The 18,274-nt window shown below is 50.1% G+C and carries 14 protein-coding genes and 1 pseudogene; 11 read left to right on the top strand and 4 right to left on the bottom strand.

Translation table 11 applies throughout. The features are described from left to right. Positions 1-5: 5 nt before the first annotated feature. Both cydB and cydA read right to left on the bottom strand, forming a co-directional pair. Positions 6-1,145, bottom strand: a complete 1,140-nt coding sequence (gene cydB, locus OGX89_RS19565; RefSeq protein ID WP_043015643.1) for a cytochrome d ubiquinol oxidase subunit II — start codon at positions 1,143-1,145, stop codon at positions 6-8. Positions 1,146-1,160: 15 nt separating this feature from the next. Continuing rightward, on the bottom strand, positions 1,161-2,729 hold the full coding sequence (gene cydA / locus OGX89_RS19560) for a cytochrome ubiquinol oxidase subunit I (RefSeq protein WP_003022965.1): 1,569 nt from the start codon (positions 2,727-2,729) through the stop codon (positions 1,161-1,163). A gap of 1,217 nt (positions 2,730-3,946) precedes the next feature. Here cydA and glmS point away from each other — a divergent pair. The 10 genes and pseudogenes from glmS (at position 3,947) to cobO (ending at position 15,155) form a co-directional block, all read left to right on the top strand. Continuing rightward, positions 3,947-4,396 (top strand): methylaspartate mutase subunit S, encoded by a 450-nt coding sequence (gene glmS / locus OGX89_RS19555; protein WP_003022963.1) that lies wholly within the window; start codon positions 3,947-3,949, stop codon positions 4,394-4,396. Further along, positions 4,396-5,784 carry a methylaspartate mutase accessory protein GlmL gene (gene glmL, locus OGX89_RS19550; protein WP_003831429.1) on the top strand — a complete coding sequence of 463 codons (1,389 nt, stop codon included), beginning with the start codon at positions 4,396-4,398 and terminating at the stop codon, positions 5,782-5,784. The genes glmS and glmL overlap by 1 nt, the downstream gene beginning before the upstream one ends. Before the next feature lie 18 nt (positions 5,785-5,802). Then, a complete protein-coding gene (locus OGX89_RS19545) occupies positions 5,803-7,248 on the top strand; it encodes a methylaspartate mutase subunit E (RefSeq protein WP_003831428.1) in 1,446 nt (481 codons plus the stop codon). Beyond that, complete coding sequence (locus OGX89_RS19540) at positions 7,248-8,489, top strand: methylaspartate ammonia-lyase (RefSeq protein WP_003831427.1); 1,242 nt, start codon at positions 7,248-7,250, stop codon at positions 8,487-8,489. Before OGX89_RS19545 ends, OGX89_RS19540 begins: the two co-directional genes overlap by 1 nt. 3 nt (positions 8,490-8,492) lie before the next feature. Continuing rightward, the gene (locus tag OGX89_RS19535; RefSeq protein WP_003831426.1) at positions 8,493-9,863 is read left to right on the top strand and encodes an acyclic terpene utilization AtuA family protein; all 1,371 of its coding nucleotides are present in this window, start codon (positions 8,493-8,495) and stop codon (positions 9,861-9,863) included. After that, complete coding sequence (locus OGX89_RS19530; RefSeq protein ID WP_126955835.1) at positions 9,860-10,177, top strand: DUF4387 domain-containing protein; 318 nt, start codon at positions 9,860-9,862, stop codon at positions 10,175-10,177. Before OGX89_RS19535 ends, OGX89_RS19530 begins: the two co-directional genes overlap by 4 nt. A 169-nt stretch (positions 10,178-10,346) precedes the next feature. Further along, positions 10,347-11,628 (top strand): annotated as a pseudogene (locus OGX89_RS19525) (dicarboxylate/amino acid:cation symporter); the annotation flags it as partial. Positions 11,629-11,797: 169 nt separating this feature from the next. Then, positions 11,798-12,799: a glutaminase A gene (gene glsA, locus OGX89_RS19520; RefSeq protein WP_063940684.1), complete on the top strand. Its 1,002-nt coding sequence runs from the start codon at positions 11,798-11,800 to the stop codon at positions 12,797-12,799. A gap of 91 nt (positions 12,800-12,890) precedes the next feature. Then, positions 12,891-14,543: a class I fumarate hydratase gene (locus tag OGX89_RS19515; protein WP_003831421.1), complete on the top strand. Its 1,653-nt coding sequence runs from the start codon at positions 12,891-12,893 to the stop codon at positions 14,541-14,543. Between the two features lie 9 nt (positions 14,544-14,552). Continuing rightward, positions 14,553-15,155 carry a cob(I)yrinic acid a,c-diamide adenosyltransferase gene (cobO, locus tag OGX89_RS19510; RefSeq protein WP_063940686.1) on the top strand — a complete coding sequence of 201 codons (603 nt, stop codon included), beginning with the start codon at positions 14,553-14,555 and terminating at the stop codon, positions 15,153-15,155. 82 nt (positions 15,156-15,237) lie between these two features. Here cobO and OGX89_RS19505 read toward each other — a convergent pair whose 3' ends face one another. Next, positions 15,238-16,140, bottom strand: coding sequence for a LysR substrate-binding domain-containing protein (locus tag OGX89_RS19505; protein ID WP_003022936.1), 903 nt, complete (start codon positions 16,138-16,140; stop codon positions 15,238-15,240). 405 nt (positions 16,141-16,545) lie between these two features. Here OGX89_RS19505 and cobA point away from each other — a divergent pair, with 405 nt between their 5' ends. Beyond that, positions 16,546-17,334, top strand: a complete 789-nt coding sequence (cobA, locus tag OGX89_RS19500; protein ID WP_003831416.1) for a uroporphyrinogen-III C-methyltransferase — start codon at positions 16,546-16,548, stop codon at positions 17,332-17,334. Here cobA and OGX89_RS19495 read toward each other — a convergent pair. Continuing rightward, a complete protein-coding gene (locus tag OGX89_RS19495; protein ID WP_126955836.1) occupies positions 17,313-18,206 on the bottom strand; it encodes a PocR ligand-binding domain-containing protein in 894 nt (297 codons plus the stop codon). The genes cobA and OGX89_RS19495 overlap by 22 nt on opposite strands. Positions 18,207-18,274 lie beyond the last annotated feature (68 nt).

Here is an 18,274-nt window from a genome sequence, read left to right as displayed (position 1 = left end):
CTTACTTAGTACAGAGAGTGGGTGTTGCTTTCAATATCTTCTTTAGTGATGCGACCGAACATCTTCCAGTAGCACCAGCCGGTGTACAACAGAATGATCGGTACAAACACCGCCGCGACCCAGGTCATCAAGTTCAATGTAAGCTGGCTGGAGGTGGCATCCCACATAGTCAGGCTTGCGTTCATCATGGTGCTGGATGGCATCACAAACGGGAACATTGCGATACCGGCAGTCAGGATGATGCAGGCTAACGTCAGTGAGGAGAAGACGAACGCCCATGCCCCTTTCTCCATACGAGAAGTCAGGATAGTCAACAGCGGCAGAACGACGCCCAGTGCAGGAACCAGCCACAGGATAGGTGCGTTATTAAAGTTCACCATCCATGCGCCAGCCTCGCGAGCCACTTCTTTGGTCAGCGGGTTTGAGGCGGCATGGTGATCCAGTGCGGAGGTCACAACATAACCGTCAATACCGTAAATCACCCATACACCGGCCAGCGCGAAGCAGACCAGAGTCACCAGTGCCGCAACCTGCGAAGTTGCACGTGCACGCAGATGCAGCTCACCTACCGTACGCATCTGCAGATAGGTCGCGCCCTGGGTGATGATCATCCCAACACTCACGACACCCGCCAGCAGACCAAACGGATTCAGCAACTGGAAGAAGTTACCGGTGTAGTACAGACGCATGTAGTCGTCTACGTGGAACGGAACCCCTTGCAGCAGGTTGCCGAATGCCACGCCAATAACCAGCGGTGGAACGAAGCTACCAATGAAGATGCCCCAGTCCCACATGTTGCGCCAGCGCATGTCTTCAATCTTGGAGCGGTAATCAAAACCGACCGGACGGAAGAACAACGACGCCAGTACCAGAATCATCGCCACATAGAAGCCGGAGAACGCGGCGGCATACACCATCGGCCAGGCTGCGAACAGTGCGCCGCCTGCGGTGATGAGCCAAACCTGGTTACCGTCCCAGTGTGGGGCGATGGAGTTAATCATAATTCGACGCTCGGTATCATTACGACCGAGGAAACGGGTGAGCATGCCCACCCCCATGTCGAAGCCATCAGTGACCGCGAAACCAATCAGCAGAATGCCAACCAGCAGCCACCAGATAAAACGCAATACTTCATAATCGATCATTTGACGACTCCTGTCTTAGCGTGCCGGCTGAGAAGTCACAGTGGACTGCTCGTAGTGATAACGACCGGTTTTCAGGCTACTCGGCCCAAGGCGTGCGAACTTGAACATCAGATACAGTTCAGCCACCAGGAACAGGGTATACAGGCCGCAAATCAACAGCATCGAGAAGATGAGGTCGCCAGCGGTCAGCGAAGAGTTCGCTACGGCTGTTGGTAACACTTCACCAATCGCCCACGGTTGACGACCGTACTCTGCGACAAACCAACCGGATTCGATCGCAATCCACGGCAGAGGAATCGCATACAGCGCAGTGCGCAGCAGCCATTTTTTCTCACCGATACGGTTACGAAGTACGGTCCAGAAGGACACAGCGATGATTGCCAGCATCAGAATGCCGCATGCCACCATGATACGGAATGCGAAGTACAGCGGCGCAACGCGAGGAATAGAATCTTTCGTTGCCTGCTGAATTTGCGCTTCGGTCGCGTCGGTGACGTTATCCGTATAGCGTTTCAGCAGCAGACCATAACCCAGGTCTTTCTTCATGCTGTTGAACTGATCGCGAACGGCCTGATCGGTCGTACCAGCACGCAGCTCTTCCAGCAGTTGATACGCTTTCATCCCGTTACGGATGCGCTCTTCGTGCTGCACCATCAGATCTTTCAGACCAATGACCGGTGTATCAACAGAGCGGGTGGCAATGATGCCCAGCGCATAAGGAATTTGAATCGCAAAATGGTTTTCCTGCGCATCCTGGTCCGGAATACCGAACAGCGTAAAGGAAGCCGGTGCAGGCTGAGTTTCCCATTCTGCTTCAATCGCAGCGAGTTTGGTTTTCTGCACGTCGCCCATTTCGTAACCGGATTCATCACCCAGAACGATAACAGACAGAATTGCAGCCATACCAAAGCTGGCGGCGATGGCAAAAGAACGTTTAGCGAACGCGAAGTCACGACCGCGCAGCATATAGTAGGAGCTGATCCCCAGAACGAACATCGCGCCACAGACATAACCAGATGCCACAGTGTGAACAAATTTCACCTGTGCAACCGGGTTGAGCACCAGTTCAGAGAAGCTCAGCATTTCCATACGCATGGTTTCGAAATTGAAATCCGCGGCGATTGGGTTTTGCATCCAGCCGTTCGCAACCAGAATCCACAGCGCGGACAGGTTAGAACCCAGAGCTACCAGCCAGGTGACGCACATATGCTGGACTTTACCCAAACGGTCCCAGCCGAAGAAGAACAGACCTACAAAGGTGGATTCGAGGAAGAAGGCCATCAAACCTTCGATCGCCAGCGGCGCACCGAAAATATCCCCTACATAGTGGGAGTAGTAGGACCAGTTAGTCCCGAACTGGAACTCCATGGTCAGACCGGTTGCCACACCCAGAGCGAAGTTGATACCAAACAACTTACCCCAGAACTTGGTCATATCTTTATAAATCTGTTTGCCGGAAAGGACGTAGACCGTTTCCATGATGGCCAGCAAGAACGCCATACCGAGCGTCAGTGGCACAAACAGGAAGTGGTACATCGCGGTCAAGGCAAACTGTAAGCGCGACAGTTCGACTATATCTAACATCATGACTCCTTGCTCATCGCATGAAGACTCCGAGAGTGAACCCCGTTAGAAAGGGTCACACGCATGCCCCAATACAAATTTATCTGCTTCCTTCCGCCGCTACCCTTCCCTCTCATTTGAAGAAAGGATAATGATGAAAAGTTACAAACATGTTAATAAAACACTCAAATTGATCCCGCAATTATATTACGCCGTAAAATCCTTACAATAAACAGGTTTTTATCGAGACAAATTTGCATTTTTCGATAGTGATCAATTTATAGCTAATTTACCACTTTCAGACCAATTTGATCTGAAGCAATTTAACCTCTTTTGATGCTGTTTTCCAAGTTTTAAACATTGATTTAAATCAATTTTCAAATTTAATGTTAATAGTGTTTAGCACTCACGCTACTAGTAAACGCTATGTTAACAACATGTTTTTCAATGAGTAATTGCCGTTACTACAAATGATAGGATATTTATTTAAATGTACACGATCTTTTAACCAGCCCGGCTGACTAAATTGATAGCAGATAAAGAATCACTAATGCTGGGTAGCTCACAGTTTTTTGTTTAGCAAGTCATGGATTTGTTATTTCATACAAATTATTCATTTAAATTTTACTTATAATTAACACCGAGATGTAACTATCTCAACTGGAAGCGAAAACGTTCCACAATGACCGATGCATTGCGTTTGTCGTTCTGCGAGAGAATGCTGACGTTTCGCTTAAATCATCACTGAAAGTTATCATTAACACCCCCTCTTCTCTTATGTGGCAAAGATTAAATATGCCACAAACATTTCCTTATCATTTTTATCCTAAATTTAACAAAAATGAATTATGACATATAAGATTAAAAAATAAAAAACCGTTATGTCGTTCACAAGTTAATTAGTAATTGGGATTTTTGAAATTATTTAAAACACGTCATAAATGGCGCGCATAACAAAATAAGATTTCGATCACAAACATGGCAAGTAATTTATTACCCAATTCTCTAATAAATTAAAACCAGTTAAAAAAATACATCACATCACATTGATTACAAAGGGATTTTACACCAGCTAAATATAACAATCATTTTTCTCAGGATATTTTGAAAATAGATCAATTGCTTCCTTTTTCGCTTCCACAGAAACTCCAACCCTATTAAGAGGTTGTCACAATCCATGTTCTAAATATTAGAAAATAATTTCACTTATTGACCATCAGCCCTACAGAGGATTACCCATGAAGAAATCTACACTTGTTATTGGCGTCATCGGTGCTGACTGCCATGCAGTAGGTAATAAAGTTCTGGATCGCGTTTTTACTGCTCATGATTTTCACGTAATCAACCTCGGGGTGATGGTGAGCCAGGATGAATATATCGATGCTGCGATTGAAACAGGCGCCGATGCCATCGTGGTGTCCTCTATCTACGGTCATGGCGACATTGACTGCCTCGGGTTACGTGAGCGCTGCATCGAACGCGGCCTTGGCGACATTCTGCTGTACGTCGGCGGCAACCTGGTCGTCGGTAAACATGACTTCGCCGACGTGGAAGTGAAGTTTAAAGAGATGGGCTTTAACCGGGTCTTCGCCCCCAGCCACGATCTGGAAGATGTTTGCGCGCTTATCACTAATGATATTCACCAACACAATGGCCTCGAACAGCGTTGCCTGGAAGAGGCCATCTGATGCAAACAGTTTCTGTCGATATCGGCTCGACATGGACCAAGGCAGCCCTCTTCGCACATGAAGGCGAGGAATTAACCCTGGTAAACCATGTCCTGACCCCAACCACCACACATCATCTGGCAGACGGTTTTTTTGCCAGCCTGAATCAGGTGCTGAATGTTGCCGATGCTCGCCCGTTACTGAAAAGTGGTGAAGTGCAGTTGAAATACTCCTCCTCAGCGAAAGGTGGGCTCGCCGTTGCAGCAATGGGGCTGGTGCCTTCCATTACGCTGGAGTCGGCAAAAGTTACCGCCCATTCGGCAGGAGCGAAAATCGCGCAATATTATTCGTACAAGCTGAACCGTCATGACATCCAGGAGCTGGAATCATCACCACCAGACATTCTGTTGTTTACCGGCGGGACAGACGGTGGCGAAGAAAGTTACGGCCTGGCGAATGCACACGCGCTGGCAGGCTCAAAGCTTGATTGCGCCATTATCTACGCCGGAAACCGGGACATTCAGGACGAAATACAAACGATTCTGGGACATAAGGATCTGACCACGGTAGACAACATTCTGCCGGACCTCGATCACCCGAATCCGTTTGCCGCGCGCCAGGCGATTTGCGATGTGTTCTTGTCACGCATCGTCAAAGGCAAAGGTCTGGACGTTATCGTCGGCGAAACAGGCGAAGAGCCTATGCCGACGCCATGGACGGTATATGAGTTAGTCAAAGCCATTAGCGATTACGACAGCGCATGGAAGGAATTCATGCTGATTGATATGGGCGGAGCCACCACGGATGTCTATTCGGCCAGCGCGAATACCCTCTCCCCCGATACCGTCCTGCATGGTGTTCCTGAACCGTTCGTCAAACGTACCGTTGAAGGCGACCTTGGCATGCGCGTTTCCGCCGTTGTGGTGGGAGAAAGCACGCAGGATATGGTGAAAGTCATCTTCGCCCAGCAGCCACAGCGCGAGGAAGCGTTTTACCGCTATCTACGCCACTTGGTTGGGCAACCGGATTACCTGCCACTCAGCGAGGAAGAGAAATATTTCGACACCCTGCTGGCAGGTTTATGCGTGGGCTATGCCGCTGAGCGCCACGCGGGCACTAAAAAGCAGGTTTGCACCTGCGTGGGTAATGTGGATTTACAGATGGGTCGCGATCTCACCACCGTACGCAAAGTCGTCGGTTCAGGGGGATGGCTCTCTCGCGCCAGCCAGTTCGATATCCATAACTGGCTCAAATACAGGGAGCTGGACGACCAGGGTAAAAGAATTCTGTTACCGAATCAGTTTGAGTATTACCGCGATTCAAATGGCCTGCTCCCGCTACTGGCAAACGTCGCCAGGCTGTACCCGCAAGCCGCTGCTCGCACCAGCATTCAGTGTTTAACCCTATAAAACTTAAGGCAGCTACGAATGGAACTTCGAAATAAAAAATTGACCCATGACGAATTCATGACCGAAAGGCATCAGGTGTTACAAACCTGGGAAACCGGTAAAGACGTTGAGAACTTCGAAGATGGCGTGAAGTACCAGCAATCAATTCCAGAGAAAAAGCGTTTCTCCCTCGCCCTGCTGAAGGCCGATCAGGAGGGTAAAACTCTGAGCCAGCCGCGCGCAGGTGTGGCATTAATGGATGAGCATATTGCGCTGCTCAAAACATTGCAGGAAGAGTGCGACCTCCTGCCAAGTACTATCGATGCCTATACCCGTCTGAACCGCTATGAAGAAGCCGCTGTCGGGATCCAAAAATCCATCGAAGCAGGTACTTCCAAGCTGAATGGTTTACCGGTCGTCAATCACGGGGTTGCTGCCTGCCGTCGTATGACTGAATCGCTGGATAAACCGATCCAGGTTCGCCACGGTACACCGGATGCGCGTCTGCTGGCAGAAATCGCCATGGCCAGTGGCTTTACCAGCTACGAAGGCGGCGGTATCTCCTACAACATCCCTTACGCCAAACGCGTCACCCTGGAAAAATCTATCCGCGACTGGCAGTACTGCGACCGTCTGATGGGTCTGTACGAAGAGAACGGCATTCGCATCAACCGTGAGCCGTTTGGTCCGCTGACCGGCACGCTGATCCCGCCGTTCATGTCCCACTCAGTCGCGATTATCGAAGGTCTGCTGGCGCTGGAGCAGGGCGTGAAGTCTATTACCGTCGGTTACGGCCAGGTCGGTAGCCTGACACAGGATATCGCTGCTATTCAGGCACTGCGTGAACTGTCCCACGAATACTTCCATAACCATGGCTTCGACGATTACGAGCTGAGCACCGTTTTCCACCAGTGGATGGGCGGATTCCCGGAAGATGAAGCAAAAGCTTTCTCCGTTATCGCCTGGGGCGCAGCGGTTGCCGGTATGTCTGGTGCCACAAAAGTCATTACCAAAAGTCCGCACGAAGCATTCGGTATCCCAACCGCGGCAGCTAACGCCCAGGGCCTGAAAGCGTCACGCCAGATGCTCAACATGGTCAGCGATCAGAAATTCCCGCAGTGCGCTGCCGTGGAGCAGGAAGTTGACCTGATTAAGAGCGAAGTCCGCGCGGTATTGAAGAAAGTCTTCGAACTGGGCAATGGCGACATTGCGCGCGGTACGGTGCTGGCCTTTGAAGCTGGCGTGCTGGATGTGCCTTTCGCTCCTGCCGCCTGTAACGCCGGTAAGATCCTGCCTGTTCGCGATAACACAGGCGCAATCCGTATTCTTGAAGCCGGTGCAGTGCCGCTGCCGAAAGATATTCTCGCCCTGCACCACGACTACGTTGCAGAGCGCGCACATTTCGAAGGTCGCAAGCCTTCTTTCCAGATGGTCATTGATGACATCAACGCCGTATCCCACAGTAAATTAATAGGAAGACCATAATGAAAATTAAACAGGCCCTTTTCACAGCTGGCTACTCCTCATTTTATTTTGACGATCAGCAGGCCATCAAAAACGGCGCCGGTCATGACGGGTTTATCTATACCGGCGATCCGGTAACGCCTGGATTTACGTCTGTTCGTCAGGCGGGTGAATGTGTTTCCGTACAGCTGATTCTGGAAAACGGCGCGGTAGCTGTGGGCGATTGCGCAGCGGTGCAATATTCAGGTGCAGGCGGTCGTGACCCACTGTTCCTGGCTGAAAACTTCATTCCGTTCCTCAACGACCACATCAAGCCGTTACTGGAAGGTCGTGACGTTGATTCGTTCCTGCCGAACGCGCGTTTCTTTGACCAACTGCGTATTGACGGTCATCTGCTGCATACCGCCGTCCGCTATGGTTTGTCTCAGGCGCTGCTCGACGCTGCGGCGCTGGCTACCGGTCGTCTGAAAACTGAAGTGGTTTGCGATGAATGGCAACTGCCGTGCGTCCCGGAAGCCATTCCATTATTTGGTCAGAGCGGTGACGACCGTTATATCGCCGTTGATAAGATGATCCTCAAAGGTGTGGACGTCCTGCCGCATGCGCTGATCAACAACGTGGAAGAGAAACTGGGCTTTAAAGGCGAAAAACTGCGTGAGTATGTACGTTGGTTATCCGACCGCATCTTAAGCCTACGCACCAGCGAACGTTATCACCCGACGCTGCACATTGATGTGTACGGCACGATCGGTCTGATCTTCGATATGGATCCAGTGCGTTGCGCCGAATACATCGCCAGCCTGGAAGCCGAAGCCCAGGGTCTGCCGCTGTATATCGAAGGTCCGGTTGATGCCGGTAACAAGCCGGATCAGATCCGCATGTTGACCGCCATCACCAAAGAACTGACTCGTCTGGGTTCCGGCGTGAAAATCGTTGCGGATGAATGGTGTAACACCTATCAGGATATCGTGGACTTTACCGATGCGGGCAGCTGCCACATGGTACAGATCAAGACTCCGGATCTGGGCGGTATTCACAACATCGTTGATGCGGTGCTGTATTGCAACAAACACGCGATGGAAGCCTATCAGGGCGGTACCTGTAACGAAACCGAGATCAGTGCCCGCACCTGCGTACACGTGGCACTTGCCGCGCGCCCAATGCGTATGCTGGTTAAACCGGGTATGGGTTTCGATGAAGGTCTCAACATCGTGTTTAACGAAATGAACCGCACCATCGCGTTGTTGCAAACTAAGGATTAAGAGATGGCACGCACATTTAAGATCTTATCGCCTACGGCTATCCTGGGTTATGGCTTCCCGGAAGAAAGTTTTCGTAAAGCCATGGAAGAGTCACCGGATCTTATTGCTGTTGACGCAGGTTCCTCCGATCCTGGCCCCCACTACCTGGGGGCAGGTAAACCCTTTACTGACAGGGCCGGTGTGAAACGCGATCTGCGCTATATGATTGTGGCAGGCGTTAAGAACAACATCCCGGTAGTAATCGGCACAGCTGGTGGTTCTGGCGCAGCTCCGCATCTGGAGTGGTGTCGCCAGATAATCCATGAGATCGCGCAGGAAGAAAAACTGTCTTTCTCAATGGCGCTAATTCCGTCTGATGTCGACAAAGAAATCGTTCATCAGGCGCTGGATAACGGCAAAATCACTGCGCTCGATTTTGTGCCGGAACTGACTCACGAGGCCATTGAAGAGAGCACCTACATTGTCGCACAAATGGGCATCGAGCCTTTCCAGCGTGCGCTGAAAGCCGGTGCGCAGGTGGTCCTGGGCGGACGTGCCTACGATCCGGCCTGCTTCGCCGCGCTGCCGATTATGCAGGGCTTTGATGAAGGTCTGGCGCTTCATTGCGGTAAGATCCTTGAGTGTGCAGCCATTGCCGCCACCCCTGGTTCCGGCTCAGATTGTGCGATGGGAATCATTGACGATAACGGCTTTACGCTGAAGGCGTTCAATCCCAAGCGTAAGTTCACCGAGACTTCCGCAGCAGCGCACACCCTGTACGAGAAGTCAGATCCGTACTTCCTGCCAGGGCCAGGCGGTGTGCTGAACCTGAAGGCATGTACTTTCACCCAGGTTAACGAAGGTGAAGTGTATGTCAGCGGTTCACGCCATGAAGAAACACCGTATGCGTTGAAACTGGAAGGTGCACGCCAGGTTGGCTTCCGTTGCCTAACCATCGCCGGAACACGTGACCCGATTATGATTGCCGGGATTGACACGATTCTTGAAGAGGTACAGGCAAGCGTGGCACGTAACCTCTCGCTGAATGACGACAGTATCCGCATGACGTTCCACCTGTACGGTAAGAACGGTGTGATGGGCAACCATGAGCCGATGAAAACTGCGGGCCATGAACTGGGAATTTTACTGGATGTCGTCGCGCCAACGCAGGATATCGCCAACAGCGTTTGCTCTCTGGTGCGCTCTACCCTGCTGCACTACGGCTATGAAAATCGCATTGCGACTGCGGGCAACCTCGCCTTCCCGTTCTCGCCATCTGATATTCAGAGTGGACCGGTGTATGAGTTCTCGATCTATCACCTGATTGAAGCGAGCGATGCGCTGCGTTTTGATTTCCACATTGAACAGGTGACGCCAGAAGGAGTTCAGGCATGAAACACTCAATTTGTTCACTGGCGCAAGTAATTCGTTCCAAAAACGCCGGACCGTACGAACTAGTTTTAGATATTTTATTTAAAACAAGGGAAGACTATCAGCGGGTAAAAGCCTGCGAGCAATTAACGCCGCAGCTTATTGCCGGTTTATATAATGTTGAGCCTGAGTTTATTCACAATATCGTCTGGTTCGATCCAGCGAATGCCGTAAAAATCGTCATGCCACGGGATATTATTTCCGGCAATGTCGGTGACAATGATGTTTATGGTGCGCAGCAACACGCTCCATTATTAAGTATTGAGTTTAACTTGTAACAAAAAAACACAATAACAACCATTGGAGCACAGAATTCAGCTGTATCACAGTGCTTCGAATTATTCATGCGGTTGGTCACAACAGGCGTGCGTCTGAGCTGCTGTCCAGGTTCAGGCGCACGCCACCCTACACAATTCCAATTACCAGCCTTTATCCGATGGAGTACACATGAAGAAAATTAGTTTAACGAAGATGATCATATTAGGCCTGATACTCGGCATGATTGCCGGGGTGGCCATAAATAATATGGCCGCGGCTGAAACAGCAAAATCTTATGCAGCAGATATTTCCATTTTTACCACTATATTCTTACGTATGGTGAAAATGATTATCGCTCCATTGGTTATTTCAACTCTGGTTGTGGGTATTGCCAAAATGGGCGATGCCAAAACGCTGGGACGTATATTTTCGAAAACCTTCTTCCTGTTTATTTGCGCCTCTCTGGTGTCAATTGCACTGGGTCTGGTTATCGTTAATATCTTCCAGCCAGGCGCAGGTATCAACTTTGTGCCACATGACGTCGGAGCCGTTGCCGCCGTTAAGTCAGAGCCATTCACGCTGAAAGTATTCATCTCACACGCGGTACCGACCAGTATTGTCGATGCGATGGCGCGTAACGAAATTCTGCAGATCGTCGTGTTCTCAATCTTCCTCGGTTGCAGCCTCGCTGCGATTGGTGAAAAAGCCGATCCTATCGTGAAAGTGCTGGATTCACTGGTACACGTCATGCTGAAGCTGACGGGTTACGTCATGCTGTTTGCACCACTGACCGTTTTTGCCGCTATTTCAGGTCTGATTGCCGAACGTGGTCTGGGTGTGATGGTTAGCGCCGGGATCTTCATGGGTGAGTTCTACCTGACATTGGGTATGCTGTGGGCAATCCTGATTGGCCTGTCTACTATGATCGTCGGGCCTTGCATCGCACGGTTAACTAAATCAATCCTCGAACCCGCTCTGCTGGCCTTTACCACTTCAAGCTCTGAAGCCGCCTTCCCGGGTACGCTGGACAAGCTGGAAAAATTCGGTGTTTCTTCAAAAATCGCCAGCTTCGTTCTGCCTATCGGTTATTCCTTTAACCTGGTCGGTTCCATGGCTTATTGCTCATTTGCCACCGTCTTTATTGCCCAGGCGTGCAACATCGAACTGAGCATGGGCGAGCAAATCACCATGCTGTTGATCCTGATGCTGACCTCGAAAGGAATGGCAGGCGTACCGCGCGCATCCATGGTGGTTATCGCTGCAACCCTGAACCAGTTCAACATTCCAGAAGCTGGCCTGATTCTGCTGATGGGCGTCGATCCGTTCCTCGATATGGGTCGTTCCGCCACCAACGTTATGAGTAACGCAATGGGTGCTGCCATCGTGGGCCGTTGGGAAGGCGAACACTACGGCCAGGGTTGCCGTGGAACTGCGCCGGTGAAGACCCCGGAACAAGAACGTCCGGTTACCGAAACGGAAGTCGCTTTGTCCTGACAGTAGAAGAACGACTAATCGTAGGCCGGATAAAACGCGTCAGCGTTGCCATCCGGCAATTATACCGTGTTAACGCCGGATGGCGGCGTGAACGCCTTATCCGGCCTACAGGATAGTTTTCCCAACAACACCAACAGGAATGCATAATGAATAAAACAATTCTCGGCGTGAGTCTCTTTTCTTTCAGCGTCTTGTTTAGCGCAACCACATTCGCGCAAACCACGCCCGACTACGCCAAGCTGATAGAACAGGCTCATCAGAAGTACAAAAGTAACAACGATGGAAAAGTCGCCGACTACATCCCTGCTCTGGCGACCTATAGCCCGAAAAATTTTGCCATCACCATTGCGACGGTGGACGGCAAGATCTACCAGGTTGGCGATGTTAACAAACCTTTCCCAATGGAATCCCTGAGTAAAGTGTTCACCATGGCGCTCGCCATGGAGCAGCACGGTCCTCAGGTAGTGCTGGATAAACTTGGCGCCAATGCCACCGGTATGCCATTCAACTCAGGTTTAGCCGTTGAACTGACCAAAGGTGCGCCTGAAAACCCGCTGGTAAACGCCGGGGCCATGAGCACCGTTAGCCTGATCGAAGCCAAAGACAAAACCGATCGTTGGAACAAAATTCTCGACAACCTGAACGTCTGGGCCGATGCCACTCTCACCGTGAACGAACCGGTTTTCAAATCTGAAATGGAAACCAACCAGCACAATCAGGCGCTGGCCAAGCTGATGGAATCCTATAACAGCTTCTATGGCAACACTGACGAAGCCGTCGAAATTTATACCCGCCAGTGCTCGGTGGATATCACCGTTGAGCAACTGGCCAAAATGGGTGCCGTACTCGCGAACAAAGGCAAATCTCCGTTCAACGGTAAACAGTTGCTGAACGAGAAATATGTTCCGCAGGTGCTGGCAGAAATGGCAATCGCCGGGCTTTACGACGGTAGCGGTAAATGGCTGTACACCGTTGGCATCCCGGCGAAAAGCGGCGTCGGCGGCGGCATGGTTGCCGTTGTCCCTGGCGAATATGCGATTGCAGTCTATTCTCCGCCGCTGGATGCAGCCGGTAATAGCGTTCGAGCCCAGCAAACTATCGAATATGTCGCCGAAGCGACAAAAGCCAATGTCTTTTTAGCCAAATAACTTTACGCCGGATGGCGCTTCGCTTATCCGGCCTACGATTAGCGCATTTATTTACGCCGTCATCCGGCAAAATGAAAAGGTGAGAAGTACTATGTCTAAACCATTTGTCTGGCAGGAACTCTTTGTTCAGAGTAAAGATAGTACCGAGTATGAATTACTGAGTAACCAGCACGTTACGGTAACGGAGTTAGACGGAGAGGAAGTGATCAAGGTTGCACCGGAAGCGTTAACCTTGTTAGCACAGCAGGCGTTTTATGAGGCTTCATTTTTCCTGCGCGCCGGACATTTAAAACAGATTGCCAGCATTTTGCACGACCCACAGGCCAGCAGTAACGATAAGTACGTCGCATTGCAGCTGCTGCGCAATGCAGAGGTTTCAGCTAAAGGCGTACTGCCCAACTGCCAGGATACCGGGACGGCAACCATTGTGGCCAGCAAAGGACAACATGTCTGGACCGGCGGCGATGACGCAGAAGCATTAAGCAAAGGCGTGTATTCCACCTTTACCGAAAACAACCTGCGTTACTCGCAAAATGCCCCGCTGGATATGTATACCGAGGTCAATACCCAGACCAACCTGCCCGCACAAATCGATATTAGCGCCACCCCAGGTAACGAATACCGTTTCCTGTTCGTCAATAAAGGTGGCGGCTCAGCTAACAAAGCGGCACTGTACCAGGAAACCAAATCCATTCTACAGCCGGAAAAACTCACTGCGTTCCTGATCGAAAAAATGAAATCACTGGGTACAGCCGCTTGCCCGCCATATCACATCGCTTTTGTGGTTGGGGGCTTATCCGCCGACCAGGCGCTGAAAGTCGCCAAACTGGCTTCAACCAAATATTACGATAATCTGCCCACCAGCGGGAACGAGCTGGGCCAGGCGTTCCGTGATACGGCGCTGGAAGCCGAGTTGCTCAATGCCAGCCGCGAGTTTGGCATCGGGGCGCAGTTTGGCGGCAAATACTTTGCCCACGATATCCGCGTAATTCGCTTACCGCGCCACGGCGGCTCCTGCCCAATCGCGATGGCCCTCTCCTGCTCTGCCGACCGCAACATTAAGGCCAAAATTAATAAACACGGTATCTGGCTGGAAAAACTCGAGCATAATCCGGGCAAATTTATCCCCGATTCTCACCGGGTAGAAAACGGCGCTCAGACCGTACAACTGGATCTGAACCGTCCGCTGCGTGACATCCTGCATGACCTTTCAGCTCTGCCCATTGGTACACGCCTGTCGTTAAGCGGCCCGATTGTTGTCGCTCGCGATATCGCCCACGCGAACATCAAAGCGCGACTGGATAACGGCGAACCTATGCCGGAATACATGAAAAAGCATATCGTTTACTACGCTGGTCCCGCCAAAACCCCGGAAAATCAGGCCTGTGGCTCGATGGGGCCCACCACCGGCGGGCGCATGGATGGGTATGTCGATGCTTTCCAGGCACAAGGCGGCAGCCTCATTATGCTCACCAAGGGTAACCGCAGCCAGCAGGTCACTGATGCCTGTCACAAACACGGTGGATTTAGCCTCGGCAGCATTGGCGGTGCCGCCGCCCTACTGGCGCAGCAGTACGTGAAGAGTCTGCAGTGCCTTGAGTATCCCGAACTGGGAATGGAAGCGGTGTGGATGATGGAAGTTAAAAATATGCCTGCCTTCGTATTGGTGGATGACAAAGGTAATAACTTCTTCAGCCAGTTCGAACAGCAGCATCGCTGTGCAACCTGTCCGGCAGGGCATTAAGGAGTTTCCATGGAAGCGCGCGCCAATAACGACAGACACCGCCAGCGTCAGCAGAAACTGAAAGAACAGGTTGATACCCGCGTAGCGGCTGCAACGGAGAAGAAAGGGATCCTGATTGTCTTCACCGGCAACGGAAAAGGAAAATCCACCGCAGCCTTTGGCACGGCAACGCGCGCAGTGGGTCACGGAAAAACCGTTGGCATCGCGCAGTTTATTAAAGGTCAGTGGGATAATGGCGAGTACAACACACTGCAACCGCTCGGCGTCGAGTTCCATATTATGGGCACAGGATTTACCTGGGAAACCCAAAATCGGCAAGCAGATATCGAGGCGGCAACGGTTGTGTGGCAGGAGAGTAAGCGCATGCTGGCTGATGCGCATTACGATCTAGTGGTGCTGGATGAACTCACCTACATGCTGGCTTACCACTATCTGGATACGCAAGAGGTTATCAGCGCCATCGAAAATCGCCCTGCCGGTCAGAGCGTTATCGTCACAGGGCGCGGATGCCATACGCTGTTACTGGAACTGGCCGATACGGTCAGTGAAATTCGCCCGGTCAAACACGCGTTTGACCGCGGTATTCAGGCACAGGTTGGGATCGATTGGTAGCCGTTCTTTTGCCGGATAACGATGCTAACGCGTCTTATCCGGCCTACCCATCGTTGTAGGCCTGATAAGGCGCAAGCCACCCTCAGGCAGCCGATACCACGGACTTACTGAGCAACCAGTTACGGAAAATCTGTAAATGCTCGGATTCCGATTTCTCTTCACGCCACGTCATAATAAATCGATTCCCGGTACGCATTGGAACATCGCAAGGAATGACCATATCACCACTGTCCAGATCGTGCTGAATGGCAAAACGCGGGAGCAGCGCAACGCCCAGATTAGAACGGACCGCCGCGATCAGCATCGATAACAAATCAAATCTCGGACCTTTATTCACCAGCGGACTGCTGACATCTGACAGCGCAAACCACTCCTGCCACCCTTTGATGCGCGTACTTTGGTGCAAGAGCGGAAATTCGTTTAGTAATTCGTTCACCGCCAGTTTTCGTTCCGGTTCGGCCAGCAAACAGCGGCTGCATACCGGCAGAATTTCCTCTTCAAACAGGTACTCAACCCCTGACCATGGCGAATAAAAGTCTTCACGCATAATTGCCGCGTCATACTCTCGATTGAGAAAATCACCAATATTCGCCAGGGAATGAATGTTCACGATAATATCAGGATTAAGTTTGTTAAATTCACGCAGGTTTGGGATCAGCCAGTGCGTGCTGAACGTCGGATTCACCGCCAGCTCAATAACCTGTACCGTTGGCTGCCAGGTCATTATCGTCGTCGTATCTCGTTCAAGTTTATTTAACGTTTCTTTAACGATACTTAAATAGTGTTTGCCAGCCGCATTTAAAAAAATGCGTTTTTTGGCATGATTAAATAGCGCGGTATTGAGAAAATCCTCCAGTGCATTTACCTGGCGGAAAACAGCACTTTGTGTTAAAGCCAGCTCTTCAGCTGCCCGGGTATAACTTTCGTGACGCGCAACAACTTCAAAAGTTACCAGCAACTCCGTCTTAGGTATTTTTCCTCTCATAACCTCTTCCATATGCAGCGTGCAAAAATAGTTTAATTTATAAAAAATAATTCAAGATACCCAGATAAGCACCGAGAGTTATATTTTATTTCATCCATTAATGTCATTGATCCAATCCATGATTTGCTCACACTGATGGCGGATAAATATTAACCGATAATACTCAAGGGCAACAATAAACACAATTTAAATAAGGTTAAACCCAAGCAAATAGTGCCAATAAGTTCTTAATAATTTTTCAAGTTATCTTGTTTATTGCAGAAAAAACTTTGCGAGATTAATCAATATTATCAGTGCGATAATTTTGGATAATTTCACGTTATAACTTACGGGCAAACGACTGCTTTTTATCATTCCTTGATGTAGTTTCTGCCTTTTTTTGAATGATGTGATAAAGGACACAATGTGAAAACTTTCGGAAAGGTCTGGCTCGTTGGGGCAGGTCCCGGTGATATTTCATTACTTACCCTCAAAGCAATGATGTGCATTAAACAGGCTGATGTCATTATTTACGATCGGCTGGTCAATCCTAAAATTTTGGAATGGGCATTACCTGATTGTCTGCTTATCAATGTCGGCAAAAACCCAGGCTTCCATTGTGTACCGCAGGATGAAATCAATGCACTGCTTGTCCAGTATGCCCAAACGCACAATAATATTGTGCGTCTGAAAGGCGGCGATCCGTATGTTTTTGGACGTGGGGCTGAAGAAGTTGAGGATCTCGTCGAGACGGGAATCCCGTTTGAAGTGGTGCCGGGTATCAGCTCAACTATTGGTGGCCTGACCTATGCCGGGATTCCGGTAACACACCGCGATTTCGCCTCGGGATTTCACGTGGTAACCGGTCATACGCGGGAGGGCAACCAACAGCAGGACTGGCGTCAGCTGGCCAAACTGAATGGTACGCTGGTTATCGTCATGGGTATCGCCAATCTGGCGTTTATCTGTGAGGAATTATTGATGGGTGGAAAATCGGCAGATACACCTGCAGCGCTAATTATGTCCGCCACCCGGGATAACCAACGCCGACTGACCTGTACGCTCGGTTCACTACTGAGCAAGGCGCAGGAAGCTAACATCCTCCCCCCTGCGCTGATAGTGATTGGTGATGTGGTAACCCTGAGCGATCGGCTCTCTTTTATCCCTGAAGCCATCACGCTGCCAGAAAACCTTTACTGCGACAGTCTGGCATGACGAAAAGACTGGGGCGACGTTTGATGCGCCGCCCGGAAAACGCGGCAAAAGTAACTGGTTTGTGCGTATTGGAGTTTCCGGGCAATGCTGTCTATTGAATGAATGGGATCGTGCAATAACTCCCCCGCTTTTTGCATTTTTTTCTGATTCACCCAGGTTTTAAAGTTAACGCCCTGCCGTTTCTTAAAAAAACGGCTGAAATAGTTTGCGCTTAAGCAGACATGAGCCGCTACGGATTCCAGAGATAATTCACTATATAAATTCTCATCAATATAACGCAACGCTGCCAGAAGCTTTTTTTCGTGTCGGGAAGGTTCTGTAAAATAATGACGCGTGTAACTGGTCGGCGGAATAACAAACTCATCCGATTGCTGCTGTTCTGTCTCGAAATTATCAACAATAAAACTTAATAAATTAGCTGATGCCACCAGCGCATTATTATCTACTACCGCTACCTGACTCCATTCAGCTTTTATTTTTGGTTCATCCATCCATGAGCATTCATTATCAATAACGATAGTTTTATATTCCTGATATTTTGCCCGCACCTGCCCACAGAGCATAAAACCGTACAGATGCCCCTCACGAATTAATGGCATAGAAAACAGACTTAGCCCTGCGTGACAGCTGAGTATTCTGGGTTTAAGGTGTTTTAATCCTTCAAATGCACAATACTTGTCGCACTTTTGGCAACTCACACAATAGCGTTCATCCGCCCGCATTAATGTGCAGAACGAATTAAAGTTATGGCAATCCGAGAGAGTTTTTCCGCTAACATCAACCACAACAGTGGCTAATCCAGTCGCACTGGAGAATACTTTTGCTATCGAGAAAAAACGTTGTAGGTAATCATCCTGGATTTTCAACGACACGGTATCCTCCGGCATTAATGAAATTAAAGCCGGTAATATGCAGAATTTCATCAGGAGAAAGAATGATG

It is taken from the genome of Citrobacter sp. Cpo103 (genome assembly GCF_030332605.1).
Taxonomy (GTDB): domain Bacteria; phylum Pseudomonadota; class Gammaproteobacteria; order Enterobacterales; family Enterobacteriaceae; genus Citrobacter; species Citrobacter portucalensis.
This window is presented reverse-complemented; position numbering and strand designations above follow the sequence as displayed.

What these genes read in the sequence shown, in the direction of transcription:
- cydB (WP_043015643.1), bottom strand. Translation starts at nt 1,145, where the DNA reads ATGATCGATTATGAAGTATTGCGTTTTATCTGGTGGCTGCTGGTTGGC.
- cydA (WP_003022965.1), bottom strand. Translation starts at nt 2,729, where the DNA reads ATGTTAGATATAGTCGAACTGTCGCGCTTACAGTTTGCCTTGACCGCG.
- glmS (WP_003022963.1), top strand. Translation starts at nt 3,947, where the DNA reads ATGAAGAAATCTACACTTGTTATTGGCGTCATCGGTGCTGACTGCCAT.
- glmL (WP_003831429.1), top strand. Translation starts at nt 4,396, where the DNA reads ATGCAAACAGTTTCTGTCGATATCGGCTCGACATGGACCAAGGCAGCC.
- OGX89_RS19545 (WP_003831428.1), top strand. Translation starts at nt 5,803, where the DNA reads ATGGAACTTCGAAATAAAAAATTGACCCATGACGAATTCATGACCGAA.
- OGX89_RS19540 (WP_003831427.1), top strand. Translation starts at nt 7,248, where the DNA reads ATGAAAATTAAACAGGCCCTTTTCACAGCTGGCTACTCCTCATTTTAT.
- OGX89_RS19535 (WP_003831426.1), top strand. Translation starts at nt 8,493, where the DNA reads ATGGCACGCACATTTAAGATCTTATCGCCTACGGCTATCCTGGGTTAT.
- OGX89_RS19530 (WP_126955835.1), top strand. Translation starts at nt 9,860, where the DNA reads ATGAAACACTCAATTTGTTCACTGGCGCAAGTAATTCGTTCCAAAAAC.
- glsA (WP_063940684.1), top strand. Translation starts at nt 11,798, where the DNA reads ATGAATAAAACAATTCTCGGCGTGAGTCTCTTTTCTTTCAGCGTCTTG.
- OGX89_RS19515 (WP_003831421.1), top strand. Translation starts at nt 12,891, where the DNA reads ATGTCTAAACCATTTGTCTGGCAGGAACTCTTTGTTCAGAGTAAAGAT.
- cobO (WP_063940686.1), top strand. Translation starts at nt 14,553, where the DNA reads ATGGAAGCGCGCGCCAATAACGACAGACACCGCCAGCGTCAGCAGAAA.
- OGX89_RS19505 (WP_003022936.1), bottom strand. Translation starts at nt 16,140, where the DNA reads ATGAGAGGAAAAATACCTAAGACGGAGTTGCTGGTAACTTTTGAAGTT.